Consider the following 19,966-nt stretch of genomic DNA (forward strand, 5'->3'; position numbering starts at 1 on the left):
GCAGGCACGATGGACCATGCGGTGGAAGCCCGCGCTCAACGCTTTCGCCGTCACCTTCGCCGACCGCATGCCGGCCGCGGAGAACCTCTGAGATGAACACCAGAACCACCGTTCATCGGACAGACCCACATAGAGGGGTGCCAGTTGCGGAGGTTCACCCGAGTGCTACTCGAGATCTTCCGACCGGGCGGAGTGTGGACGCCGCAGGGGCCCCGTCCCGTCCAGTGGTCAGGTAGGGCCTCGTGGAGGGCCGGATGAGGCTCACAGGCAGCCCGCACCTCTGCATGGTGGGCCTATGCCCGAGCGCCATCGCGGTCGTCGGCGTCCTGCTGGCCCACTCCTGGTGGCGGCTCGCCGCCCTTGGTGTCAACAGCTTGGGGCGGGTCCCGTTGCGCTCGGTCACGCGGTCCGGGGTGCGCTCGTACCGGGTCGCGCGCGATCACCTGTGCGGCCTCGGTCTCGATCAGCTCCTCCCGGACCATGCGCACGGACTCGCGGACGAGCTCGACGCTATCGCTGGCGCGAAGCCGTCCCCGACCCGCCAACCCTCGTGGTCAGCGATGTGGGTTGGGCTGGTCTCAAGGCGTGGTCGGCGAGTGGAGTGGGATCATCAGGCGACCGACCGACGAGTAGCAAGGAATGTCGCCATCGAGCCACGTCCCTTCAGTTCCATCGGGCCACGCGAGGAAGCCTGGACCATTTCAAGTTCACGGACGCGGAGCCAGGTCGTCTCGCTGATGTGGAGCGAACCCGCGACCCCGTGCGACTGCAGGCGGCTGGCCACATTGACCGTGTCGCCCCACAGGTCATAGCTGAACTTGTGCGTGCCGACCACGCCCGCCACGACCGGACCCGTGTGAATGCCGATCCGCAGGGCGAGCGGCAGGCCGAGGTCGGCTGCCACCAGCGCCACGAGATCGAACAGATCCAGGCCGAACGCAACGACTCGCGCTGGATGACCCGTGGAGGGTTCCGGCACTCCGCCCACGATCATGTACGCATCGCCGATGGTCTTGATCTTCTCGAGCCGGTGGCGCTCGGCCCGCTCATCGAACCCGGTGAAGAATCGATCGAGCAGATCGCGAGTCGCGCGCGGCTCCAGGCGGGTGGCGAGCGGGGTGAACCCAACAAGGTCTGCGAACAGTACGGTCGCGTCGTCGAACCAGTCGGCGATGGTCGTCTCGCCCGCCTCCAGGCGCTCGGCGATCTTCGCTGGCAGGACATTGAGCAGCAGTCGTTCGGATGTCGCGTGCGCCTCGGCCAGAGCGACGGCTTGCGTCTCGATGAACCGACGTTGCGCGAAGACGTCGCGTGCGCCTTGCTCGAGAAGATAGGTCGCCGCGAGCCCGACGACAATGGCTGCAGCGACCAGGAAGAGCTCTAGGATGGCCGCCGGAGCCGGACGGGCCGCGACGACAACTGCAAACCCGACCAGATACGTGCCGGCGGCCACGAAGGCGAGGATGAACCGCAGGCGAAGGACGACGAAGGCGAAGATGGCGACGAGCAGGATGGCCGGTGCCGCCAAGGACTCGTCCATGCCCACGGTCTCGGACAAGACGAGCACGGCCAGTCCGGCCGACCCGTTCAACGTGAGCCCGATGACCTGTTGACGGTCAAGCGTCGTCGCCCACCGTGTCGCGAGATAGCCAACCACGTTGAGCGCGGCCATACCGGCGCAGATCAGTGCGACGACCGCGGTGTCGACACTGAGCGCCAATGGGATGAGCACCATCCCGGACAGCCATAGGGCGAGGCCGGCCAGTATCCCCATCCGAAGCTGCTGCCCGTTCGATGCGGCAACCGTCGATTGATAGTCGCGCTCCAGCGCCGGATCGAGGAACCTCAGACTTAGCCGGCTGAGAGCTCCGCCGATGTCTGACACGGGGGCAGCCTACGCCCGCCGCGAAGCGCTTCAGCCCGAGTCTCAAGCGATGACAGTCGACGGTCACGTGGCCCTGATGTCCGCACGCACCGATGGAAACGTACGACTGACCTGGTCGGGCAACAGACCGACCAGGCTGCGCGCTGCACCGCATCGCCGGCACAGATCCGCCTGACCGACTCCACTGGCCAGGGCTACTACGACAAGAACCGAGCCGAGGACATGACCAAGCAGGAAGCGTTGCGCTGCCTCAGGCATGCGACCACGCTCCTGGCGGCAGATCTGTGCACGTGACCCGTCGAGATCGGCGGGGTCGTTAGGGAGACATGTCCATGCGATTGCTAGACCGGGTGGCCACCGATGGCCCAGGAGGTTCAGCGGCGGAGAGCCGCTCGCGTGGTTTCGGAGAGCGGCTCGTTGACGGCGAACTCCTTGGCCGTGATGTCGGTGATTCCGAAACCGGCCAGCCGCGCTGTGTGCTTCTCGACGTAGCGTGCGGCGGACTCGGGGTCCTCGAAGAGGTAGACACCTCCCGCCGTCGACGTCTCGGGTTGCTCCGTCCAGACCTTCCAGATCAGCCCGTCCTCGACGGAGATGTCTGCAGCGAGGTCTGCGTATGCGACGGCCGCCTCCTGCCCGTAAGGACCGTCGGATGGGAACTCGAAGTACAGCAGCGTGTTCATGGGTGTGGCCTTCGTGTCAGGTCTGTCCAGTCTCGGGCAGGACGAGCGGGCCCGTCCACCGCGTGCGTGTCCGCCGTCCCATGGCCGGCCGCGGCGGGTCAACCAGGCCGGCGTGAGAGTGGACGCCAAGCATCTGTCAACGGCGGGGTGGTTTCCAGCGACTGTCGCAACACCTCCCTAGAGTTCGAGGTCGTGAGGTCATTGTCTCGTCGCGTGAAGAAGGGGCCGGGGCGGCGTCCGCTGTCGGCCAAGCGTGCGCGGTTCGTGCAGCTGCGGGAACGGGGGTGGAGCATCTCCGCCGCGGCCCGCGAGGACCGGGGCAGTTCGTCCCGCAGGGGTGTAGGTCTCCAGATGGTGCCGGAGGGCGGGCAGCAGCGATTCGGGGAGCGCGATCGTCCTGACGCTGTCCGCCGTGGGCGGCGTCAGTGCGTTGCCCTTCACGTTCCACTGCCTGCGGACGTGGAGCACCGCGCGCAGGGGTCGTCCAGGTGCTCCAGGTCGCTGCGCTCCAGTCCCAGAAGCTCTCCGATGCGCAGCGCGCACCAGGCGGCCAGGGGGATCGCGATCTGCAGGTGCGGCGGCATCGCCTCCGTGAACGCCCTACCTGATCCGGGGAGGCCACGTCCCCGTGCTCGTCCTCGGGGCGCACCCGGCGGTGCTTGGGCGCCGCCGGGAACTCAAGGCGCTCCAGTCCCCCCGGCCTTCGCCTTCACCGCAGCGTTGAGCATGGACCGCAGCACGATCACGGTGTTGGGTGCGATTCCGTTGACACAGGCACCTGGGTGGCGTCGCGAGGGACGCCGGGCCAGCGTGGCCAGGTGCTCGGCGACGCGCTCAGTCGTCAGCTCGACCAGCCTGATGTCCCCCAGCTCTGGGAGGACGTGGTTCCTGAGCACCGAGCGGTAGGAGATAACGGTGGCGCGCGAGCGGTGGGGGTCGGCCTCCACTCTGGCCAGCCACGTCTCGGCCCACGCCCCCACGGTCAATGCCTACGACTCGGCCCGCGTAGCGGCGGCCTGCCGTTCGGCCCTCCGCTCCGTGGGCGGAACAACATCCCTCGTGCCGAATCTGCCCTCGCGATGTGCAGCGCCTTGGCGTCGGTGATGGTGTCGTAGACCCCGAGGGAGTGGGTCTTCCCCTGATAGTCCATCCGCACCCGGTAGCGGCCTCCGAATTGGACGATGCCGCGAGGCGGGGGGCTCTCGTTTCCTTCGTGCTCACGTGTTCCGCCTCCGGATCGGACCAGGTGTGTCAGTTCTGTGTCAGTTTGGGTGCCCCCGTGAGCATATTTCTGACCACTCCTATCCGGACACACGAAACCCCCAGATCCGCGCCGTTCCGGCGGATTTCTGGGGGTTGACGTGCGACGACTCGCACAGCATGAGACACGTGGGTGGAGGTGGCGGGAATCGAACCCGCGTCCGTTACCGGGAAAACAGGACTTCTCCGGGTGCAGTGCGCTACAGATTTTCTCGGCCCCAGGGCTCGCGCGCACACGTTCCCTGACAGGCCCAGTCGAGTAAAGTCCCGCGTGATCCCTCGACATGATCACGCAGCAAGTTTCCTAGCTGATGCCAGACACTGAGTCGGAAACTAGCTCAGGCTGACAGACTTCGAAGCCCGCCGTCAGGCGGCGAGGGCGAAGTCGCTGCGCGAAGAATTGGCAGCTATTGGTTTCGCAAGGAGCGTTGACGAGTTGACCTTGCATCCTCGACCCGCTTCTCCTGAAGAACCGTGCAACGTCGAAACCGATCACCCCCGTGGGGGTGCCTCATGCTGTGCAGTTGTCAAGAAGTCCTCCCGAGGGGGGACTGTTCAGTCTACGTGGTCAACACACCGGGGTCCACACAGATTCCCGGCCCTGCGTCAGCGTCGCTCAGCCCCGCCCGTAGACCATCTGCACGAAGTGGGCGACCTTGTCGTCGGAGACGTGCCGCGCCAGGTCCGACTCGCTGATCATCCCAACGAGACGTCCCTCCTCCAGGACGGGCAGTCGCTTGATCTGCTGGTCGCCCATCGTGTCGACGATGCGGTCGACGTCCTCGTCGGGCCCGACCGTCGACACGATGCCCCCGGCCAGCGGGCCCACGGTCGTGGTCGAGGGATCCGCGCCCTGCGCGACGGCCGACACGACGATGTCGCGGTCGGTGACGATGCCCACCAGCGAGCCGTCGGCCGAGAGCACCGGCAGCGCCCCTACGCCGTGGTCCCGCATGAGCGCGGCGGCATCGACGACCGACTGGTCCTCCGTGACGGTGTGCATCTGCGTGGTCATGATCTCGCGTGCGGTCGTCATGTCGCTCCTGGCGTCGGTCGGGGTCAATCGCTCACCTACCCTCCCACCCTCCCCCGCGCGGAGCGGCCCGGCAACTGCAGACGGGCAGCGGCGGAGACGCTGGCGACGGCATACATGCTGCTCACCTAGACTGACCCGGTCATGCCAAGGGAAACCGGCCGCCAGGTCATCGCCAACAACAAGAAGGCCTACCACGAGTACCTCATCGAGGACACCGTGGAGGCCGGCCTCGTGCTGACCGGCACCGAGGTGAAGTCACTGCGGCACGGGCGTGCGTCGCTGGCCGACGGCTACGCCACCGAGTACGGCGGCGAGCTGTGGCTGGAGAACGTGCACATCCCGGAGTACTCCCAGGGCAACTGGACCAACCACGCCGCGCGGCGCCGGCGCAAGCTGCTGCTGCACCGCGACGAGATCACCCGGCTGGTCTCCAAGGCCGAGCAGGCCGGGCACACGATCATCCCGCTGTCGCTCTACTTCAAGGACGGCAAGGCCAAGGTCGAGATCGCGCTGGCCAAGGGCAAGAAGCTGCACGACAAGCGGCAGACGCTACGCGAGCGCCAGGACCTCCGCGAGGCGGACCGCGCCATGTCGGCGCACCTGAAGCAGCACGGCTGACACCCTCGGACCCGGGGTATGGCGTGGCCGCCGCGGTTCCCGGCGCGTCCGGTGCGGTCACCCGGCGCGTCCGGTCGTGGAGGGCGGGTCAGAGCCAGGAGCGCGGGTTGACCGGGGTCCCGTTCTCACGGGTCTCGAAGTGCAGGTGGCAGCCGGTCGACGTCCCGGTGGTGCCCTCGTAGCCGACGACCTGACCCCGGCCGACCGACTGGCCGGCGGAGACCGCGAAGCTCTCCAGGTGCAGGTACGCCGTCGTGAGGTTGACGCCGCGCTGGACCCCGTGGTCGAGGACGACGTAGTTGCCGCGGCTGTTGTCGTAGGGCGTGGAGTGGACGACGCCGTCCGCGGCGGCGAGCACGGGGGTCCCGCAGGCGGCGCCGAAGTCGGTGCCGGAGTGCAGCACGGTGATGCCCAGCACCGGGTGCAGGCGCATGCCGAACTCGCTGGTGATCGGGGCGTTCATCGGGTAGGACAGGTAGCTGCCGGACACCGCCTGCGCCGCCGCCTGCTCGCGCTGCTGGTCACGGGAGGCTCGCTCCTGGGCAACCTCGCGCTCCGCGGCCTCCTGGGCCGCGGCCTCCTGGGCCCGCCGGGCGGCGGCGTCGGCCTCCGCCTGGGCCGCGCCGGCCCGACGCTGGGCCTCGGCCTGCGCGGATGCGTCCGCCCGCCGTTGCGCGTCCGCGGCAGCAGCACGCTGCCGCTCAGCCTCGCGCTCGGCGGCTCGCTGCGCGGCCCGCTCCTCGGCCGCCTTTTTCGCGGCTGCCTCCTCCGCGGCCTTACGACGGGCCTCCTCCGCCGCCTTGCGCCGCGCCTCCTCCTCGGCGATGCGCTGGACCTCCGCCTGCTCTTGCGCCACGAGACCGTGCTTGGTGCTGGCCAGCTCCTGGAGCTCCGCCGCCAGGTCGTCCGAGACCTTCTGCTCGGCCTCCAGCTCGGCCAGGACGCGGGCCTTCTCCGCCTCGAGGTCGGCGAGGTCCTCGGCCTGCTGCACCTCGAGCGCCTCCAGCCCGGTCTTGGCCTCGTCCGCGGCCGCCCGGGCCTGGTCCTTGGCGACGACGTTGGCCTCGGCCAGCGCCAGCAGGTAGTCGATGTCGTTCCGGACCCCGGCGAGCCGGTCCTGCTCGGCCACCTGCTGGGCCTCCTGGGTGGCCAGCTGCCGGATCTGCTGGTCCTGGACGCGCAGGACGGTGCGGGCCATCGCCATCTCGTCGACCGCGTCCGCCTCTCCCGAGAGGAGGTCGAGCGTGGTGGCGAGCGACCCCATACCCCCCTGCTTGTAGCTCTCCCGGGCGATCGCTCCGACCGTGGAGCGGCTCTCGGACTGCTCCGTCTCGTTGACCTCCAGCCGGTCCTCGATCTGTGCCTCGTTGGCCCGCGCGACGGCGAGCTCGGACTCGATGCGCTCCGCCTCGTCCTCGGCGTCGGCGAGGTCGGCCTCGGCCTCGGCCAGCACGACGCGCGCCTGCTCGACCCTGGCCGTGGTCTCGCGCCAGCGCGCGTCGGCGGCCTGCAGCGCCTCGGTGGTGTTGTCGAGCTCGACGCCGAGGTCGGTGGCCTGCTCCTGAGCCGTCCTCCGGTCCCGCTCGGCCTGGCTCTCCCGCTGCTCGACGCGGTCGATCCGGTCGCGGATGTCGTCGAGGTCGGCAGCGAGGGCGGGGCCGCCGAGGACCGCACCCGCGACGGCGAGCACGAGGGCTCCGCGCAGGCGGGATCGGACGCGACGACCGCGGACGGTGGTGTGCTCTGGCATGGTGCTTCTCCTCAGACCCTCACGTGGCGGTGCAGCGCCAACCACGAGGTGACGACGGCCAGCAGGAGGGCCCCACCGACCAGGAACGGGGTGATCAGCCACAGGTCGCGCTCCCCGACCAGGCTGATCAGGCCGCTCTCCCCCGCGAGCAGCTCGGACAGGAACCCGGTGATCCCGTAGCGGACCGTGGCCCACAGCAGGCCGACGGCCAGCGCCGCACCCACGAGCGTGGCGATCACCGTCTCCAGGATGAACGGCAGGTGGATCGAGAAGGACGAGGCACCGACCATGCGCTTGATCGCGGTCTCGCGCCGACGCGTCCAGGCCGTCATCCGGATGGTGGTGGAGATGAGCAGGACGGCGCAGACGACCATCGCGACGGCGAGGGCCAGGGCCCCCAGGCTCAGCACGCGGAGGAAGGCGAACAGCCGGTCGACGACCTCGCGCTGGTCCTCCACGCTCTCGACGCCCGGCGCCTGCTCGAAGGCTGCGCGGATCACCTCGTACTTGCTGGGGTCCGACAGGTTGACCCGGAAGGACTCCGGGATGGCCTCCTGGGGGATGGAGTCCAGCACCGGGGAGTTGCGGAACTGCTCCCGGAAGCGGTCGTAGGCGTGCTCGTTCGACTCGTAGAAGTACTCGGTGACCAGGGGCGAGAGCCCGTCGAGGTCCGCGGCGATCTGCTGGCGCTGCTGCTCGGTGACCGCGCCGTCCGCGCACGAGGCGACCTCGGTGGCGTCGGGGGTGCACAGGAAGATGGAGACCTGGACCTTGTCGTACCAGTATCCCTGCGCCGTGCTCACCTGCGCCTGGGACAGCAGCCCGATGCCGAGGAAGAACAGCGAGACCATCGTCACCAGGACCACGGAGACGACCATGGAGGCGTTGCGGCGCAACCCGTTGCCGACCTCGCCGAGCAGGAAACCCGCCCTCACGGCTTCACCTGCCGGTAGCCGCCCTCGGCCTGGTCGCGCACGACCTGACCCTCGTGCAGCTGGACGACGCGTTTGCGGAACTGGTCGACGATGGTGGTGTCGTGGGTGGCCATGAGCACGGTGGTGCCGGAGTGGTTGATGCGGTCCAGGATCGCGACGATCTCGCCGCTGGTGTCCGGGTCGAGGTTGCCGGTCGGCTCGTCGGCGAGCAGGATCGGCGGCTTGTTGACCATCGCGCGGGCGATGGCCACCCTCTGCTGCTCGCCGCCGGAGAGCTCGTGCGGCAACCGTCGACCCTTGTCCTGGAGCCCGACGAGGGCGAGGGTCTCGGGGACCCGCTGCCGGATCTCGTGGCCGTGCGCGCCCAGGACCTGCAGCACGTAGGCGACGTTCTGGTAGACGGTCTTGCCCGAGAGCAGCCGGAAGTCCTGGAAGACCGTGCCGATCTGGCGGCGCAGGAGGTGTACCCGCCGGTGGGGAAGCTCGCCGAGGTCGTGTCCGGCCACGAGGACCCGCCCGCTCGTCGGCTCGTGCTCCAGGATGATCAGCCGGAGCAGGGAGCTCTTGCCCGACCCCGACTGTCCGACCACGAAGCAGAACTCCCCACGGGTCACGTCGAGGTCCACCTCGCGCAACGCCCAGGGGTCGCCCTTGGCGTAGCGCAGGCTGACGTTCTCGAGGGTGATCATCGCGCGAGGAGGGCTCCGTGACAGGGGGGACGGTCGGGACTCACGGTAACGGACGGGACTGGTGAGATCTGGTATTGACCGCGCGCGGCACTGGATCAGCGCGACGCCGGAGGGGTGGCACGCCACCTTTCCGCAGCCACCGGGTCGCGCGGGAGGAGTCCTCCCCTCAGCCGCGCCGCACGATCCCGCGCAGCGCGGCCAGACCCTCCCGCAGCAGGACTGCGGGCCGGCGGGGCCGTCCGGGGGCCGTCGCCGCGCCGACCACCCGTCCCTTGAGCCCGTCGAAGGGCGGGTAGAGAACCCTGAGGGTGTCCGGTCCCAGGGGCTTGTCCAGTACCGACCGATGGTGGCTGAGCTCCTCGACCGACGCGCGCCCGTGGTAGGAACCCATGCCGGAGGCGCCGACTCCCCCGAACGGCAGCTGCGTCACGCCGAAGTGGACCACGGTCGCCCCGTACGCCATACCCCCCGACGTGGTGCCCAGGGCGAAGGCCGCGCGCACGTCGTCCTGCTCCGAGAACACGTAGAGCGCCAGCGGGTGGGCGCGGGAGGTGATCATCCCGATGGCCTCGTCGTGGTCGGCGACGGTGAGAACGGGCAGGACGGGGCCGAAGATCTCCTCCTGCATGATCGGAGCCTCCGGGTCGACGTCGGCGAGCACCGTCGGCGCGAGGTAGCGGTCGCCCGCGTCGTGCTGCCCACCCACGACGACCGTGCCACCAGCGCTGCGGAGCAGCTCCACGAGCCGCGCGTGCTGCCCCGCGTCGACGATGCGGCCGAGGTCCGGGCTCGTGCGAGGGTCGTCGCCGAAGAACTCGTGCACCGCCGCCGCCAGCTCCGTGAGCAACCGGTCCCGGGCGGGTCGGGTGACGAGCACGTGGTCAGGGGCCACGCACGTCTGCCCCGCGTTGGTGAACTTGCCCCAGACGATCCGCCGCGCCGCCACGGCCAGGTCGACGCTGTCGTCGACGAACGTCGGGGACTTGCCGCCGAGCTCGAGGGTCACCGGCGTGAGGTGCTCGGCGGCGGCGCGCATGACGATGCGCCCCACCCGGTCGGAGCCGGTGAAGAAGATGTGGTCGAAGCGGTGCTCGAGCACGGCGGTCGTCTCCTCGACACCGCCGGTGACGACCTGCGCGACGTCGGCCGGGAAGTACAGCGGGACAAGACGTCCGACCAGAGCAGCGAGACGGGGCGCGTGCTCGCTGGGCTTGAGCACGACCGTGTTCCCGGCGGCCAGCGCACCGGCCACCGGGGAGACGAGCAGGTTGAGGGGGTAGTTCCACGGCCCGATGACCAGGACGACGCCCTTGGGCTGGAGCTCCACGTGGGCGCTGCCGGGACGGAGCATGAGCGGCAGGGACACCTGCCGGGGCGCCGTCCACTCCTCCAGGTGGGCCAGCAGCTGGTCGATCTCCTCGACGCTCACGTAGGTCTCCGTCAACCGCGCCTCGAGCCGCGGCTTGCCGACGTCGGCGACGAGGGCGTCCAGCAGCTCGGCCTCGTGCTCGACGACCAGCCGGCGCAGCGCACCCAGGTGGGCCCGGCGCCACCGGAGGTCGGCGGAGACGCCGGAGGTCACGGTACGACGCAGCGCACCGAGGTCGAGCCGGTCCAGCGGTGTCACGGCCGGGGTGCCCGACGGAGCGCCGGTGTGGTGCGACGGCACGGTCAGTCGGCAGCCTTCTCGAGGCCGCGCTTCCAGCGGATGCCGGCCTGGATGAAGTCGTCGATGTCGCCGTCGAGGACGCCCGAGGTCGAGCCGACCTCGTGACCGGTGCGCAGGTCCTTGACCATCTGGTAGGGGTGCAGCACGTAGGAGCGCATCTGGTCGCCCCACGACGCCTTGACGTCGCCGGCCATCTCCTTGCGCTCGGCGGCCTCCTCGGCCTTCTTCAGCAGCAGCAGCCGTGACTGCAGCACGCGGAGCGCGGCGGCCCGGTTCTGGATCTGGCTCTTCTCGTTCTGCATCGAGACCACGACGCCGGTCGGGATGTGCGTCATCCGGACGGCCGAGTCGGTGGTGTTGACCGACTGGCCGCCGGGACCGGAGGAGCGGAAGACATCGATCTTCAGCTCCCCCTCGGGGATCTCGATGGAGTCGGTCGACGCGATCAGCGGGATGACCTCGACCGCGGCGAAGCTCGTCTGCCGCCGCCCCTGGTTGTCGAAGGGGCTGATGCGCACCAGCCGGTGGGTGCCGGCCTCGACGGCCAGGGTGCCGAAGGCGTAGGGCGCCTTCACCTCGAAGGTGGCCGACTTCAGGCCAGCCTCCTCGGCGTAGGAGGTGTCGAGCACGGTGGTCGGGTAGCCGTGCCGCTCCGCCCACCGCAGGTACATCCGCATGAGCATCTCGGCGAAGTCCGCTGCGTCCACCCCACCGGCACCGGAGCGAATGGTCACGACGGCCTCACGCTGGTCGTACTCCCCGTTGAGGAGGGTGCGGACCTCCAGCAGCTCGACGTCCTTGCGGAGCTTGGCCAGGTCGCGCTCGGCCTCCTCCATCGTCTCGGCGTCCGACTCCTCCTGCCCCAGCTCGACGAGGGCCTCGAGGTCGTCGATCCGCGCGTCCATCCCGGTGACCCGGTCGTGCTCGGTCTTGGCCCTCGACAGGGCCGAGGTGACCTGCTGGGCCTTCTCCACGTCGTCCCACAGGTCGGGCGAGGACGCCTGGGCCTCCAGCTCGGTGATCTGAGCCTGCAGCCGGTCGAGGTCGGTCACCTCACGCACCGACTCCATCGTCGAACGGAGCGCCTTGATGTCGTTCTCGAAGTCCACGGCCACGAGGATCTAGCCTACGCGACCCGTCGGCAGGCCCGTCCCGACGAGGCCCGGCCCCGGCGCACGGCATACACCTGCCCTAGTCTCGCCGCCATGAGCCAGATCGTCGTCGACGAGCACGGCCGGCCCGAGCCACCCCTGGCGGCCGGCGAGGTGGAGACCCTGCTGGGCTTCCTCGACTACCAGCGCGCGACGCTGGAGTGGAAGACCCGTGGTCTCGGGGCAGACGGGCTGCGACACCCGCTGCACCCGACGGGTATGACGCTCGCCGGGCTGCTCAAGCACCTCGCCTGGGTGGAGGACCACTGGTTCACGCACACGGCCGGACGGGAGCCGATGCCCGGCGCGTGGCGCGGGGTCGATGGGACCCGGGACCCCGACTGGGAGTGGCGCTCGGCGGTGGAGGACGACCCTGCCGACCTGCGCCAGGGCTGGGAGGCGGCGGTGACGCGCTCGCGCGGGGTCGTCGCTCGACTGAGCGCGGAGGACGGCGCTGGTCTGGGCGGCACGCACCCGGCGTGGGGCGGGCAGACGCAGGTGTCGCTGCGCTGGATCCTGGTGCACATGGTCGAGGAGTACGCCCGCCACAACGGCCACGCCGACCTGCTGCGCGAGGCCGTCGACGGTGAGACGGGCGAGTAGCGGCTCTCCTCAGACAGAGGCGAGCCGCACCGCGGGCAGCTGCTCCTGCAGGTAGGCGAGCGCGTCGAGGGCACGCCATCCCTCGGGGTGGCGCACGATCAGCTCCTCTGCGCCGTCGAGCTCCTGGCCAAGGGTGACGAGGGTGTCCTCGTCGTAGCCGTCCTTGCGGTGCTGTCCCAGGCCGATGTTGGCCATGAGCCCGTTGCACAGGCACTTGCGACCGACGGTCTCCTCCAGGTCACCGCCCTTCTTCAGGTACATGTGGACGGGTTCGGCGGCGCAGCGGTACCCCACCTCGCCGTCCTCACGCTGGTACGGCTGACGCAGGTAGGACAGGTCGCACAGGCGCGGGCGCGCCTCGTAGACCTCAGGCTCGCTCGCGGTGCCCTCGAGCGTGGCGACCTTGAACGGGAAGCCGGTCGGGCTCGCCCGGGGGTCGTTGCGGACGGTGAGCGTGCCGCCGCGAAGCCGGTCCATGAGCTGCGCCCGCGGACCCGGGGCAAGCCCGGAGTCGACGGACAGGGCGAAGAGCGTGCCCACCTGGACGCCGACGGCCCCGGCCGACAGGGCCTGGGCCACGCCCTCGGGGGTGCCGTAGGCGCCAGCCATCCAGAACGGCAGGCCGATCGCTGCCATCTTGTCCAGGTCGGCCTCGTCGCGGGCTCCGTAGACCGGCTCGCCGAGCTCGTCCAGCTGTAGACGGCCGCGAGGGGGCGCGGAGTGCCCACCGGCCGGGGGCCGCTCGACGACGAAGCCGTCGGGCCGGATGTCGGGGTCGCGGTGCAGATAGGTCGCGAGCTGGTCGACCGAGACGATCGCCAGGAAGTCGGGCTTGACGATCGGGGGCAGCTCCTCCCCGAGGAGTCCCCGCGGGTCGACCTCGATGTGACGGCGCACCGTACCGCCGGCGACGTCGGCGCTGATCCGTCCGACCTCGCCGGCCGCGAGCGAGCGCAGCAGCTGGGGGATCTCGCGGGGGATGCCGGCCCCCATGAGCACATAGTCGACGCCCGCCAGCATCGCGCCGAACAGCGCGGTGGGCGTGCCCATCTGGACCTTCTCGAGGCAGTTGATGCCGACGACGGCGTCCTCGGCCAGGCCCTCCTTGGCGAGCCAGACCTCGGCGAAGTTGCCGACCACGCCCAGCTCCTCGCCCGCGACCGCAGTCTCCAGGGTGAGCTTGGGGATCGGCTTGTAGGGGCTGTCGGTGGCGCGTCCCCCGTCGATGAAGTACTTGTCGAGCACGCGCTGCGCCATCGCCGGGCTCGGGAAGTGGGCGAGCGCACGGCGGTAGTGGCCGCCCGGGTCGCCGTCCTGCAGGACGCGGGAGATCACGGCGTCCATCGCGGTGCCGGAGACGACTCCCAGATGGCCCGCGCCGGCGACCTCGCGGGCGAGGCGCCATCCGGAGATGGCCACCCCCATGCCGCCCTGGATGACGACGGGGCGGCGGCGCTCGCGGCCAGGACGGGGGGTCGGGGCGTGCTCGGTGTGGGCTAGAGCCATGCGCGGAGGTGTCACCTTCGGGGATCGGGGACCTACGAGAGCGTAGGTTTCGGTCGCGTAGGTTACGGTAGCGTAAGTCCCTGGGCGTGTCTCTCCCGCCAGCCGGGCACGGCGGTCGACACGTCGGTGCAGCGTGCAAGGGTCTCCGGGAGTACACTGAGAGTTCACGTGGTGTTCATCTACGGAGGTGCCCGATGGAGCTGCTCAGCAAGGTGTACGAGCATGCGATGGAGCGGGTGCTGCGCACCCTCACGGAACGCTTCAAGGACCGCTTCGGGCCCGACGAGGTCGCCCAGGTCGTGGCCCACGGACGCCGGGAGCTCGAGGCCACCGGACGGCACCCCGAGTTCATCCCGGTCCTCCTGGAGCACTGGGCCCGCGACGAGCTCCTCGCGACCGCCCGTGCGGAGGGGCGGCCGGTGTCGCCGCTGCCCAAGGTGCTGTTCGTGTGCGAGCACAACGAGGGTCGGTCCCAGATGGCGGCGTCGCTGGCCGAGCACCTCTCCGGGGGCCACGTCCTGGTCCGCTCCGCCGGCGTCCACCCGACCGGCGCTCTCAACCCGCACGCGGGCCGGGTCCTCTCCGAGCGCGGCGTCGACCTCCAGCACCCGGTTCCCTCGCCCGTCAACGAGGACGCGGTCGACGCTGCGGACGTGGTCGTGCTGATCGGCTGCCTGAGCTCGCCGGTCGCCGGCCGTCGCACCGTGCACTGGGACGTCGAGGACCCGCACGGCCAGGACCTCGGGACGGTGCGTCACGTGGCGGACGTGCTGGAGACCCGGGTCCGTGAGCTCCTGTCTGAGCTGGAGGTGGCCATCCTCGACAGGTCGCCCAGCATGGTGGAGGCAGCCGCACGGTGAGCCGCAGTGCTCCTGAGAGGATGTCCGCGTGCGCGACATCACCCAGGAGACCTTCGATGCCGTCCTCTTCGACAACGACGGGACGCTGACCGACTCCCGTGCCGCCGTGGAGCGCGCCTGGTACGCCTGGGCGGTGCACCACGACATCCCTCTGGAGAGGTTCGTCGGCTTCCACGGCGTGCCCAGCCGCGGCATCGTGCAGATGGTCGCGCCGCACCTCGACGCGGACACGGCCACCGCCGACATCGACCGCCGCGAGCTCGAGGACGCGGACGGCGTCGTGGCGCTGCCCGGGGCCGAGCAGGCCATCGCCACGGTCGGAGCGCGCGCGGCCATCGTCACCTCTGCGGGCCGTGACCTCGCCATCCTCCGGCTGGGTGCCGCGGGCCTCGTGCCGCCCGAGGCGTTCGTGACCGCGGACGACATCACCGTGGGCAAGCCCGACCCGCAGCCCTACCTCATCGGTGCCGACCGGCTCGGCGCCGACCCGGCCCGGTGCCTGGTGGTGGAGGATGCGCCGGCGGGGTTGCGTTCGGGCCGGGCCGCCGGCGCGGCGACGCTGGCCCTGACCACCACGAGCACCGCAGAGGAGCTGGCACCGCTGGCCGACCTGGTGGTCCGAGACCTGTCCGCCGTGCGGTTCACCGTCTCGGGCGAGGGAGTGCGCATCGCCGTGCCCTGAAGCCGCTGCACCGACCTCCGGTCCGGTGCGGACGGCTCAGGGGTCCAGGTCGCTGCGGGCGGACGACGTGACGGTGATCGTCACCCCTCCCCCGAAGGAGGACAGCACGGGCGTGACGACGGGCAGCCGAGCCGTGCCCGTCAGGACGACGACGGCGGTCCGACCGTCCGGCGTCCCGGTACCTGGCCCGACCGCCCAGCCGCTGAGGCGGGTCGGACGCTCGCGGGAGGCCAGGTGTGCGTGGGCGGCCTCCACCACGGTCGAGCTGGTGACCGGCACGCCGGTGGCCACCCCCTGCGTGTAGGCGGCCTCCTCTGCCAGCGCGTCGCTGGCGTCGAGGGCGGCAGCGTCCGCCGCGTCGAGCAGGTGGATCCGACTCAGCTGCACCGACGTGACCGCCACGATGCTGAGGATGATCGTCAAGGTGACCGCGACCATCCCGACGACCAGGATGCTGATCTGACCGGACTCACGGTCGTCGAACGGCTCCCCTCCACCACGGGTCACGGCGGAGACCCCCGGAACTCGTCGACAGGCTCGATGTGCCGCGCGGTCAGGCTGACCGTGGTGGGCACGGACCCGGCCATGAAGTCCGGCACGAGCGGGAGCGGCACCGAGATCGAGGCGTCCACGAGCACGGCGCTGCCGGGCTGCAGGCACCCCGGATCTGCGCACCCGACCCCGACAGCGCCCTGGCCCTCGAGGAAGCCGTGGGACCGGAAGACGAGAGCGGCTGCTGCCTGCGCCCGCCCCGTCGCCGAGTCGACCGACTCCGCGGTGGCGAAGGCGCGCCCGGCCTCGCGGGCCGCGGCGCTCACGGCATACGCTCCCGCCTGAAGCCTCCCAAGGGTGCCGACGAGGTAGAAGAGCGGGACCACGAGCAGCACGAGGAGGAAGGCGACCTCCACGGTCATTGAGCCGCGCTCGGAGGACACCTGGCTCACTGGTCCTCCGCGTAGGCGTGACCGGTGACGCTCATCCGGTCGGCGGGTCCGAACGGGCCGAAGACCGGCAGGGTCATCGTCGCGGTCACCTCCACCACCTCGACGCCGGACACCGAGGTACGCCCGGAGCTGACCGCGACCCCCCGGCTGCCGGGCAGACTCTCTGCGATCAGCTCGCGCGCCCGCTGCGCGCCCAGCTGCGGGTCGGAGTCCGCCCGTGCGCCCAGCCGGGCACCCTCGACGACGTGGGCGGTCGCGGTGTTGTGCACGTGCAGCGCGAAGGCCAGCTGCATCGCCGCGACGAGGATGACGCTCACGAGACCGGCGAGCATGGCGAACTCCGAGGTCGCGGCCCCGCGCTCCCCCAGCGGGGCGGGCGCCGGCATCAACCGCCGACGCTGGAGACCGCGGTGGTGAACATCCCGGTCAGCAGCGGCTCGGCCACCAGCCACAGGGCCGCGACGAGCCCGGCGGTCATGATCGTGATGAGGACCCATCCCGGCACGTCACCGCGCTCGGGCTCGGAGGCCCAGGCGCGGAGCCGGGCGGCCAGGACGGCGGGCAGGGCGAGGGTCAGGGTGCGGTGCATGGTGTCTCTTCTCTCGGAGGGGGGTGGGTGGTCGGTCTCTGGACGGTCGGTGGGCGGTCGGTGGTCAGAGGGAGATCTGGAGCATGGAGGCCCCCGGGAAGACGGCGAACAGGACGGTCACGGGCAGCACCAGGAAGACGACCGGGACCATCATCGAGATCTCGCGCTTGCCGCCCTCCTCGATGAGACCCTGCTTGGCGGCCTCCCGCGCGTCGGCCGCCTGCGCACGCAGCACCTCGCCGAGCGGAGTGCCACGCTGGATGGCGACGACGAGACCGTCGACGAAGCGGACGATCGGACCGAGCCCGGTCCGCCGGCTCAGTTCCTGCAGCGCCTCCGGGAGGCTGGCCCCGGTGCGGGCGTGGGCCAGCGCAAGGTCCAGCTCGTCCGCCAGCTCGCCGCGCGAGACACGCGCGACCCGCTCCAGCGCCTGCACCGTGCCCTCTCCCGCCGTGACGGACAGGGCCAGCAGCTCGGCGACGGCCGGGAACTCGGCCATGATGCGGCGTTCGCGGCGCGCCGCGGCCCGGCTCAGGAGGACGTCGCGGGCGACCACCCCCGCCAGGAAGGCGCACCCGACCAGCACTGCGAGGGCGACGACGCTCGCGCCGCGACTCCACCACAGCAGCGAAGCCAGGACCGAGGCGAGAGCTGCGGCGCCGATGCCCCAGCCCACCTGCTGCACCCGGAAACCGTCGACGTCCGGGAGGTCACCCGCCCGGAGGAGACGGCTCCGCACCGAGTCCGTACCCCCCAGCATGCGGTCGAGCAGCGACCCGGCCCGTCCGGCGAGAGGAGCCACCACGTCGGACAGGTGCCACGGTCGCGTGTCGTCCAGGCCCAGGAGGCGGGAGCGCTGGGGCGTGCGGTCGAGGTAGGGCTCTACGCGTGAGGCCAGGTCGACACGACGGGTCGCCGGAAGGCCCGCCCAGAGCAGCAGGAGCCCGCAGGACAGCAGCAGGCCCAGCAGGGCACCCCACCACTGGACAGGGGTCATCGCAGCACCCGCTGCTCCTCTGGCAGGCGCCCGATGGTGATCATCAGCCGGTACGCCACCAGGGTCAGCCCCGCACCCACGGCCAGGACCACCCCGCCTGCCGGGGTCCCGTAGGCCGCGAGCGTGCTGCCGCGGGTGGCGAGCAGGAGCAGGACCGCCCAGGGCGCAACCATGGCCAGCCTCGCGGCGTTGACGGTCCAGGACTGCCGCGCCTCGAGCTCGGACCGGGACCTGGCGTCTTCCCGGAGGAAGGAGGACATCGTCCGCAGGACCCGCCCGAGGTCGGTGCCGCCGACGTCGCGGGCGATGCGCAGGGCCTCGATCAGTCGGTCGGCGACGGGGTCGGCCAGCCGCTCCTTGAGCAGGTCGAGGGCCTCGGAGAAGCGACCCGTGGCGCGGTAGTCGTGCGCGAACTCCACGAAGGGGCCCCGCAGCTCCTCAGGTCCGCGTTCACCCAGCTGCACAAGAGCCTCGGGCAGGGCCAGACCGGCCCGGACGGCGGAGTGGACGTGGTCCACGACGTCGGGCCACAGGTCGCGCAGGCGGGCGCGACGGGCACGAGCGCGACCGCGGACGACCACGAAGGGCGCCCACGTCGCCATCACGGCGAAGCAGAGGCTCACCGTCCAGACCTGCGTGACGGCATACCCGAGCAGGAGGACCACGAGGCCGGCAGCGACCGCGAAACCGACGATCGTCCGTGGCCCCAGCCCGCGGACGCCGGCGAGCACGATCTCGTCACCCAGGCGGTCCAGTCGTCGGCGGCCGGCCCGGACCCTCGTCCGCTCCTGCCGGGGCCAGAACGACCACCAGATGCCGGCCAGGCCCAGGCCCATGAGCAGGCCCCAGAACGCCCCCTGCATCAGGGCCGTCCCAGCAGCGCGCCGAGGTCGAAGCCCGCACGCTCGAAGCGCTCGGGGTGCGGGGGGAAGCCGTCGGTGCGCTCCAGGATCCCGCCGCGCAGGCTGAAGATGTCCGAGGTCTCGACGACGTCACCCTCCACGCGGCCGGGCAGCGCGACGATCTCCCGGACCCGTCGGTGACCGTCCGCCTCCAGGCCGAGGTGCACCACGAGGTCCACCGAGGCGGCGACCGTGGGCACCACGAACGACGACGACACGTTGGTGCCGGCCAGCAGGGGCAGGGTGCACATCTTGGTGACCGCCTCCCGGGCGCTGTTGGCGTGCACCGTGCACATGCCTGGCAGCCCGCTGTTGAGGGCGATCAGCAGGTCCAGGCTCTCCTCCTGGCGCACCTCACCGACGATGATGCGCCCGGGGCGCATCCGCAGCGCCTCCTTGACCAGGCGCCGCAGGGGCACCTCACCCACCCCCTCCAGGCTGGGTTGCCGGCACTGCATCGCGGCGACGTCGCGCAGGTTGATCTTCAGCTCGAAGACCTCCTCGCAGGTCACCACCCGCTCGTGCGCCGGGATCGCGGCGGCGAGGCAGTTCAGCATCGTGGTCTTTCCCGCCTGCGTGCCGCCGGCCACGAGGATGTTCAGCCCGCTGGCGACGGCGGCCTCCAGGAAGGCGGCGGCGTGCTGGGTGAGCGTCCCCAGCTGGACGAGGTCCTCCAGCCCGTCGGCGGCGACCACGAACTTGCGGATGTTGACGGCCCAGTGGCGCCGGGTGATGTCGGGGATGGCGACGTGCAGGCGGCTGCCGTCCGGCAGCGACGCGTCGACGAAGGGGCTGCTGAGGTCGACCCTGCGACCCGAGCTGCGCAGCATCCGCTCCACGAGGTCCTGGACCTGCTGCTCGGTCAGGAAGGTGGGGGTCAGCTCGGACCGGCCGTGCCTCGCGACGAAGACCTTGCTGGGCTCGTTCACCCAGATCTCCTCGACTGTGGGGTCGTCGAGGTAGGCCTGGAGCGGCCCGAAGCCGGCCACCGACTCCAGGAGCACCCGCTGGGCCTCACGCCGGTCGGGCAGGGGCACGAGGCCTCCCACGAGCGACCGTTCGTCGTAGTCGTCGAGCACCTCGCCGATGAGGTCGCGCACCTGGACGTCGTCCCGCGACGGGTCGAGCCGTCGCCGCCGGATGAGCTCGCGAACGTCGTCCTCGAGCAGCTGCAGAGCAGTCCCCCGCATCGCCGGTCCTCCCCGGT

The 19,966-nt window shown here is 70.9% G+C and carries 22 protein-coding genes and 1 other RNA gene; 4 read left to right on the forward strand and 19 right to left on the reverse strand.

Annotation, left to right across the window (positions count from 1 at the left end; all coding sequences use genetic code 11):
* Nucleotides 1-610 precede the first annotated feature (610 nt).
* The 6 genes from ACI3ET_RS07715 to ACI3ET_RS07740 all read right to left on the reverse strand — a co-directional run bounded on the left by ACI3ET_RS07715 (nt 611) and on the right by ACI3ET_RS07740 (nt 4,864).
* Complete coding sequence (locus tag ACI3ET_RS07715) at nt 611-1,885, reverse strand: adenylate/guanylate cyclase domain-containing protein (RefSeq protein WP_405032427.1); 1,275 nt, start codon at nt 1,883-1,885, stop codon at nt 611-613.
* Nucleotides 1,886-2,259: 374 nt separating this feature from the next.
* On the reverse strand, nt 2,260-2,568 hold the full coding sequence (locus ACI3ET_RS07720) for a monooxygenase (protein ID WP_405032428.1): 309 nt from the start codon (nt 2,566-2,568) through the stop codon (nt 2,260-2,262).
* Nucleotides 2,569-3,005: 437 nt separating this feature from the next.
* Complete coding sequence (locus tag ACI3ET_RS07725) at nt 3,006-3,152, reverse strand: site-specific integrase (protein WP_405032429.1); 147 nt, start codon at nt 3,150-3,152, stop codon at nt 3,006-3,008.
* A 93-nt stretch (nt 3,153-3,245) separates the two neighbouring features.
* Nucleotides 3,246-3,548, reverse strand: coding sequence for a tyrosine-type recombinase/integrase (locus ACI3ET_RS07730; protein WP_405032430.1), 303 nt, complete (start codon nt 3,546-3,548; stop codon nt 3,246-3,248).
* Between the two features lie 411 nt (nt 3,549-3,959).
* Nucleotides 3,960-4,328, reverse strand: a transfer-messenger RNA (tmRNA) gene (gene ssrA, locus ACI3ET_RS07735).
* Between the two features lie 116 nt (nt 4,329-4,444).
* A complete protein-coding gene (locus ACI3ET_RS07740; protein WP_405032431.1) occupies nt 4,445-4,864 on the reverse strand; it encodes a CBS domain-containing protein in 420 nt (139 codons plus the stop codon).
* Between the two features lie 141 nt (nt 4,865-5,005).
* Here ACI3ET_RS07740 and smpB point away from each other — a divergent pair, with 141 nt between their 5' ends.
* Nucleotides 5,006-5,482 (forward strand): SsrA-binding protein SmpB, encoded by a 477-nt coding sequence (gene smpB, locus ACI3ET_RS07745; protein ID WP_405032432.1) that lies wholly within the window; start codon nt 5,006-5,008, stop codon nt 5,480-5,482.
* Between the two features lie 88 nt (nt 5,483-5,570).
* Here the strand turns inward: smpB and ACI3ET_RS07750 are convergent, their stop codons facing one another.
* From ACI3ET_RS07750 to prfB, 5 genes are all read right to left on the reverse strand, one after another.
* The gene (locus tag ACI3ET_RS07750; RefSeq protein ID WP_405032433.1) at nt 5,571-7,232 is read right to left on the reverse strand and encodes a peptidoglycan DD-metalloendopeptidase family protein; all 1,662 of its coding nucleotides are present in this window, start codon (nt 7,230-7,232) and stop codon (nt 5,571-5,573) included.
* Between the two features lie 11 nt (nt 7,233-7,243).
* A complete protein-coding gene (gene ftsX, locus ACI3ET_RS07755; protein ID WP_405032434.1) occupies nt 7,244-8,167 on the reverse strand; it encodes a permease-like cell division protein FtsX in 924 nt (307 codons plus the stop codon).
* Nucleotides 8,164-8,856 carry a cell division ATP-binding protein FtsE gene (ftsE, locus tag ACI3ET_RS07760; protein WP_405032435.1) on the reverse strand — a complete coding sequence of 231 codons (693 nt, stop codon included), beginning with the start codon at nt 8,854-8,856 and terminating at the stop codon, nt 8,164-8,166. Before ftsE ends, ftsX begins: the two co-directional genes overlap by 4 nt.
* Before the next feature lie 166 nt (nt 8,857-9,022).
* Nucleotides 9,023-10,525 (reverse strand): aldehyde dehydrogenase family protein, encoded by a 1,503-nt coding sequence (locus ACI3ET_RS07765; RefSeq protein ID WP_405032436.1) that lies wholly within the window; start codon nt 10,523-10,525, stop codon nt 9,023-9,025.
* A 2-nt stretch (nt 10,526-10,527) separates the two neighbouring features.
* On the reverse strand, nt 10,528-11,640 hold the full coding sequence (gene prfB / locus ACI3ET_RS07770) for a peptide chain release factor 2 (protein ID WP_405032437.1): 1,113 nt from the start codon (nt 11,638-11,640) through the stop codon (nt 10,528-10,530).
* Between the two features lie 90 nt (nt 11,641-11,730).
* Between prfB and ACI3ET_RS07775 the strand changes: the two genes are divergently transcribed.
* A complete protein-coding gene (locus tag ACI3ET_RS07775; RefSeq protein ID WP_405032438.1) occupies nt 11,731-12,279 on the forward strand; it encodes a DinB family protein in 549 nt (182 codons plus the stop codon).
* Between the two features lie 9 nt (nt 12,280-12,288).
* On the opposite strand, the gene ACI3ET_RS07780 is transcribed toward ACI3ET_RS07775, so the two are convergent.
* Nucleotides 12,289-13,785 carry a nitronate monooxygenase gene (locus ACI3ET_RS07780; RefSeq protein WP_405032439.1) on the reverse strand — a complete coding sequence of 499 codons (1,497 nt, stop codon included), beginning with the start codon at nt 13,783-13,785 and terminating at the stop codon, nt 12,289-12,291.
* Nucleotides 13,786-13,979: 194 nt separating this feature from the next.
* Between ACI3ET_RS07780 and ACI3ET_RS07785 the strand changes: the two genes are divergently transcribed.
* The gene (locus ACI3ET_RS07785) at nt 13,980-14,645 is read left to right on the forward strand and encodes an arsenate-mycothiol transferase ArsC (RefSeq protein WP_405032440.1); all 666 of its coding nucleotides are present in this window, start codon (nt 13,980-13,982) and stop codon (nt 14,643-14,645) included.
* Nucleotides 14,646-14,673: 28 nt separating this feature from the next.
* The gene (locus ACI3ET_RS07790; protein ID WP_405032441.1) at nt 14,674-15,327 is read left to right on the forward strand and encodes an HAD-IA family hydrolase; all 654 of its coding nucleotides are present in this window, start codon (nt 14,674-14,676) and stop codon (nt 15,325-15,327) included.
* 36 nt (nt 15,328-15,363) lie between these two features.
* Here the strand turns inward: ACI3ET_RS07790 and ACI3ET_RS07795 are convergent, their stop codons facing one another.
* From ACI3ET_RS07795 to ACI3ET_RS07825, 7 genes are all read right to left on the reverse strand, one after another.
* Nucleotides 15,364-15,834, reverse strand: coding sequence for a pilus assembly protein TadG-related protein (locus tag ACI3ET_RS07795; protein ID WP_405032442.1), 471 nt, complete (start codon nt 15,832-15,834; stop codon nt 15,364-15,366).
* Nucleotides 15,831-16,271, reverse strand: coding sequence for a pilus assembly protein (locus ACI3ET_RS07800; RefSeq protein ID WP_405032443.1), 441 nt, complete (start codon nt 16,269-16,271; stop codon nt 15,831-15,833). The genes ACI3ET_RS07795 and ACI3ET_RS07800 overlap by 4 nt, the downstream gene beginning before the upstream one ends.
* A complete protein-coding gene (locus tag ACI3ET_RS07805; protein ID WP_405032444.1) occupies nt 16,268-16,657 on the reverse strand; it encodes a TadE/TadG family type IV pilus assembly protein in 390 nt (129 codons plus the stop codon). The genes ACI3ET_RS07800 and ACI3ET_RS07805 overlap by 4 nt, the downstream gene beginning before the upstream one ends.
* Nucleotides 16,657-16,860, reverse strand: coding sequence for a hypothetical protein (locus tag ACI3ET_RS07810; RefSeq protein WP_405032445.1), 204 nt, complete (start codon nt 16,858-16,860; stop codon nt 16,657-16,659). The genes ACI3ET_RS07805 and ACI3ET_RS07810 overlap by 1 nt, the downstream gene beginning before the upstream one ends.
* A 64-nt stretch (nt 16,861-16,924) precedes the next feature.
* On the reverse strand, nt 16,925-17,857 hold the full coding sequence (locus tag ACI3ET_RS07815; RefSeq protein ID WP_405032446.1) for a type II secretion system F family protein: 933 nt from the start codon (nt 17,855-17,857) through the stop codon (nt 16,925-16,927).
* Nucleotides 17,854-18,720, reverse strand: a complete 867-nt coding sequence (locus ACI3ET_RS07820; protein ID WP_405032447.1) for a type II secretion system F family protein — start codon at nt 18,718-18,720, stop codon at nt 17,854-17,856. The genes ACI3ET_RS07815 and ACI3ET_RS07820 overlap by 4 nt, the downstream gene beginning before the upstream one ends.
* Nucleotides 18,720-19,949 carry a CpaF family protein gene (locus ACI3ET_RS07825; protein WP_405032448.1) on the reverse strand — a complete coding sequence of 410 codons (1,230 nt, stop codon included), beginning with the start codon at nt 19,947-19,949 and terminating at the stop codon, nt 18,720-18,722. Before ACI3ET_RS07825 ends, ACI3ET_RS07820 begins: the two co-directional genes overlap by 1 nt.
* Nucleotides 19,950-19,966 lie beyond the last annotated feature (17 nt).

Source organism: Ornithinimicrobium jinqii (assembly GCF_045032595.1).
Taxonomy (GTDB): Bacteria; Actinomycetota; Actinomycetes; order Actinomycetales; family Dermatophilaceae; genus Ornithinicoccus.

Bases quoted from the DNA above. Each gene is read 5' to 3' on its own strand.
- ACI3ET_RS07720 (WP_405032428.1), bottom strand. From the start codon at position 2,568: ATGAACACGCTGCTGTACTTCGAGTTCCCATCCGACGGTCCTTACGGG.
- ACI3ET_RS07725 (WP_405032429.1), bottom strand. From the start codon at position 3,152: ATGCCGCCGCACCTGCAGATCGCGATCCCCCTGGCCGCCTGGTGCGCG.
- ACI3ET_RS07740 (WP_405032431.1), bottom strand. From the start codon at position 4,864: ATGACGACCGCACGCGAGATCATGACCACGCAGATGCACACCGTCACG.
- smpB (WP_405032432.1), top strand. From the start codon at position 5,006: ATGCCAAGGGAAACCGGCCGCCAGGTCATCGCCAACAACAAGAAGGCC.
- ACI3ET_RS07750 (WP_405032433.1), bottom strand. From the start codon at position 7,232: ATGCCAGAGCACACCACCGTCCGCGGTCGTCGCGTCCGATCCCGCCTG.
- ftsE (WP_405032435.1), bottom strand. From the start codon at position 8,856: ATGATCACCCTCGAGAACGTCAGCCTGCGCTACGCCAAGGGCGACCCC.
- ACI3ET_RS07775 (WP_405032438.1), top strand. From the start codon at position 11,731: ATGAGCCAGATCGTCGTCGACGAGCACGGCCGGCCCGAGCCACCCCTG.
- ACI3ET_RS07780 (WP_405032439.1), bottom strand. From the start codon at position 13,785: ATGGCTCTAGCCCACACCGAGCACGCCCCGACCCCCCGTCCTGGCCGC.
- ACI3ET_RS07785 (WP_405032440.1), top strand. From the start codon at position 13,980: ATGGAGCTGCTCAGCAAGGTGTACGAGCATGCGATGGAGCGGGTGCTG.
- ACI3ET_RS07805 (WP_405032444.1), bottom strand. From the start codon at position 16,657: ATGCCGGCGCCCGCCCCGCTGGGGGAGCGCGGGGCCGCGACCTCGGAG.
- ACI3ET_RS07810 (WP_405032445.1), bottom strand. From the start codon at position 16,860: ATGCACCGCACCCTGACCCTCGCCCTGCCCGCCGTCCTGGCCGCCCGG.
- ACI3ET_RS07815 (WP_405032446.1), bottom strand. From the start codon at position 17,857: ATGACCCCTGTCCAGTGGTGGGGTGCCCTGCTGGGCCTGCTGCTGTCC.
- ACI3ET_RS07820 (WP_405032447.1), bottom strand. From the start codon at position 18,720: ATGCAGGGGGCGTTCTGGGGCCTGCTCATGGGCCTGGGCCTGGCCGGC.
- ACI3ET_RS07825 (WP_405032448.1), bottom strand. From the start codon at position 19,949: ATGCGGGGGACTGCTCTGCAGCTGCTCGAGGACGACGTTCGCGAGCTC.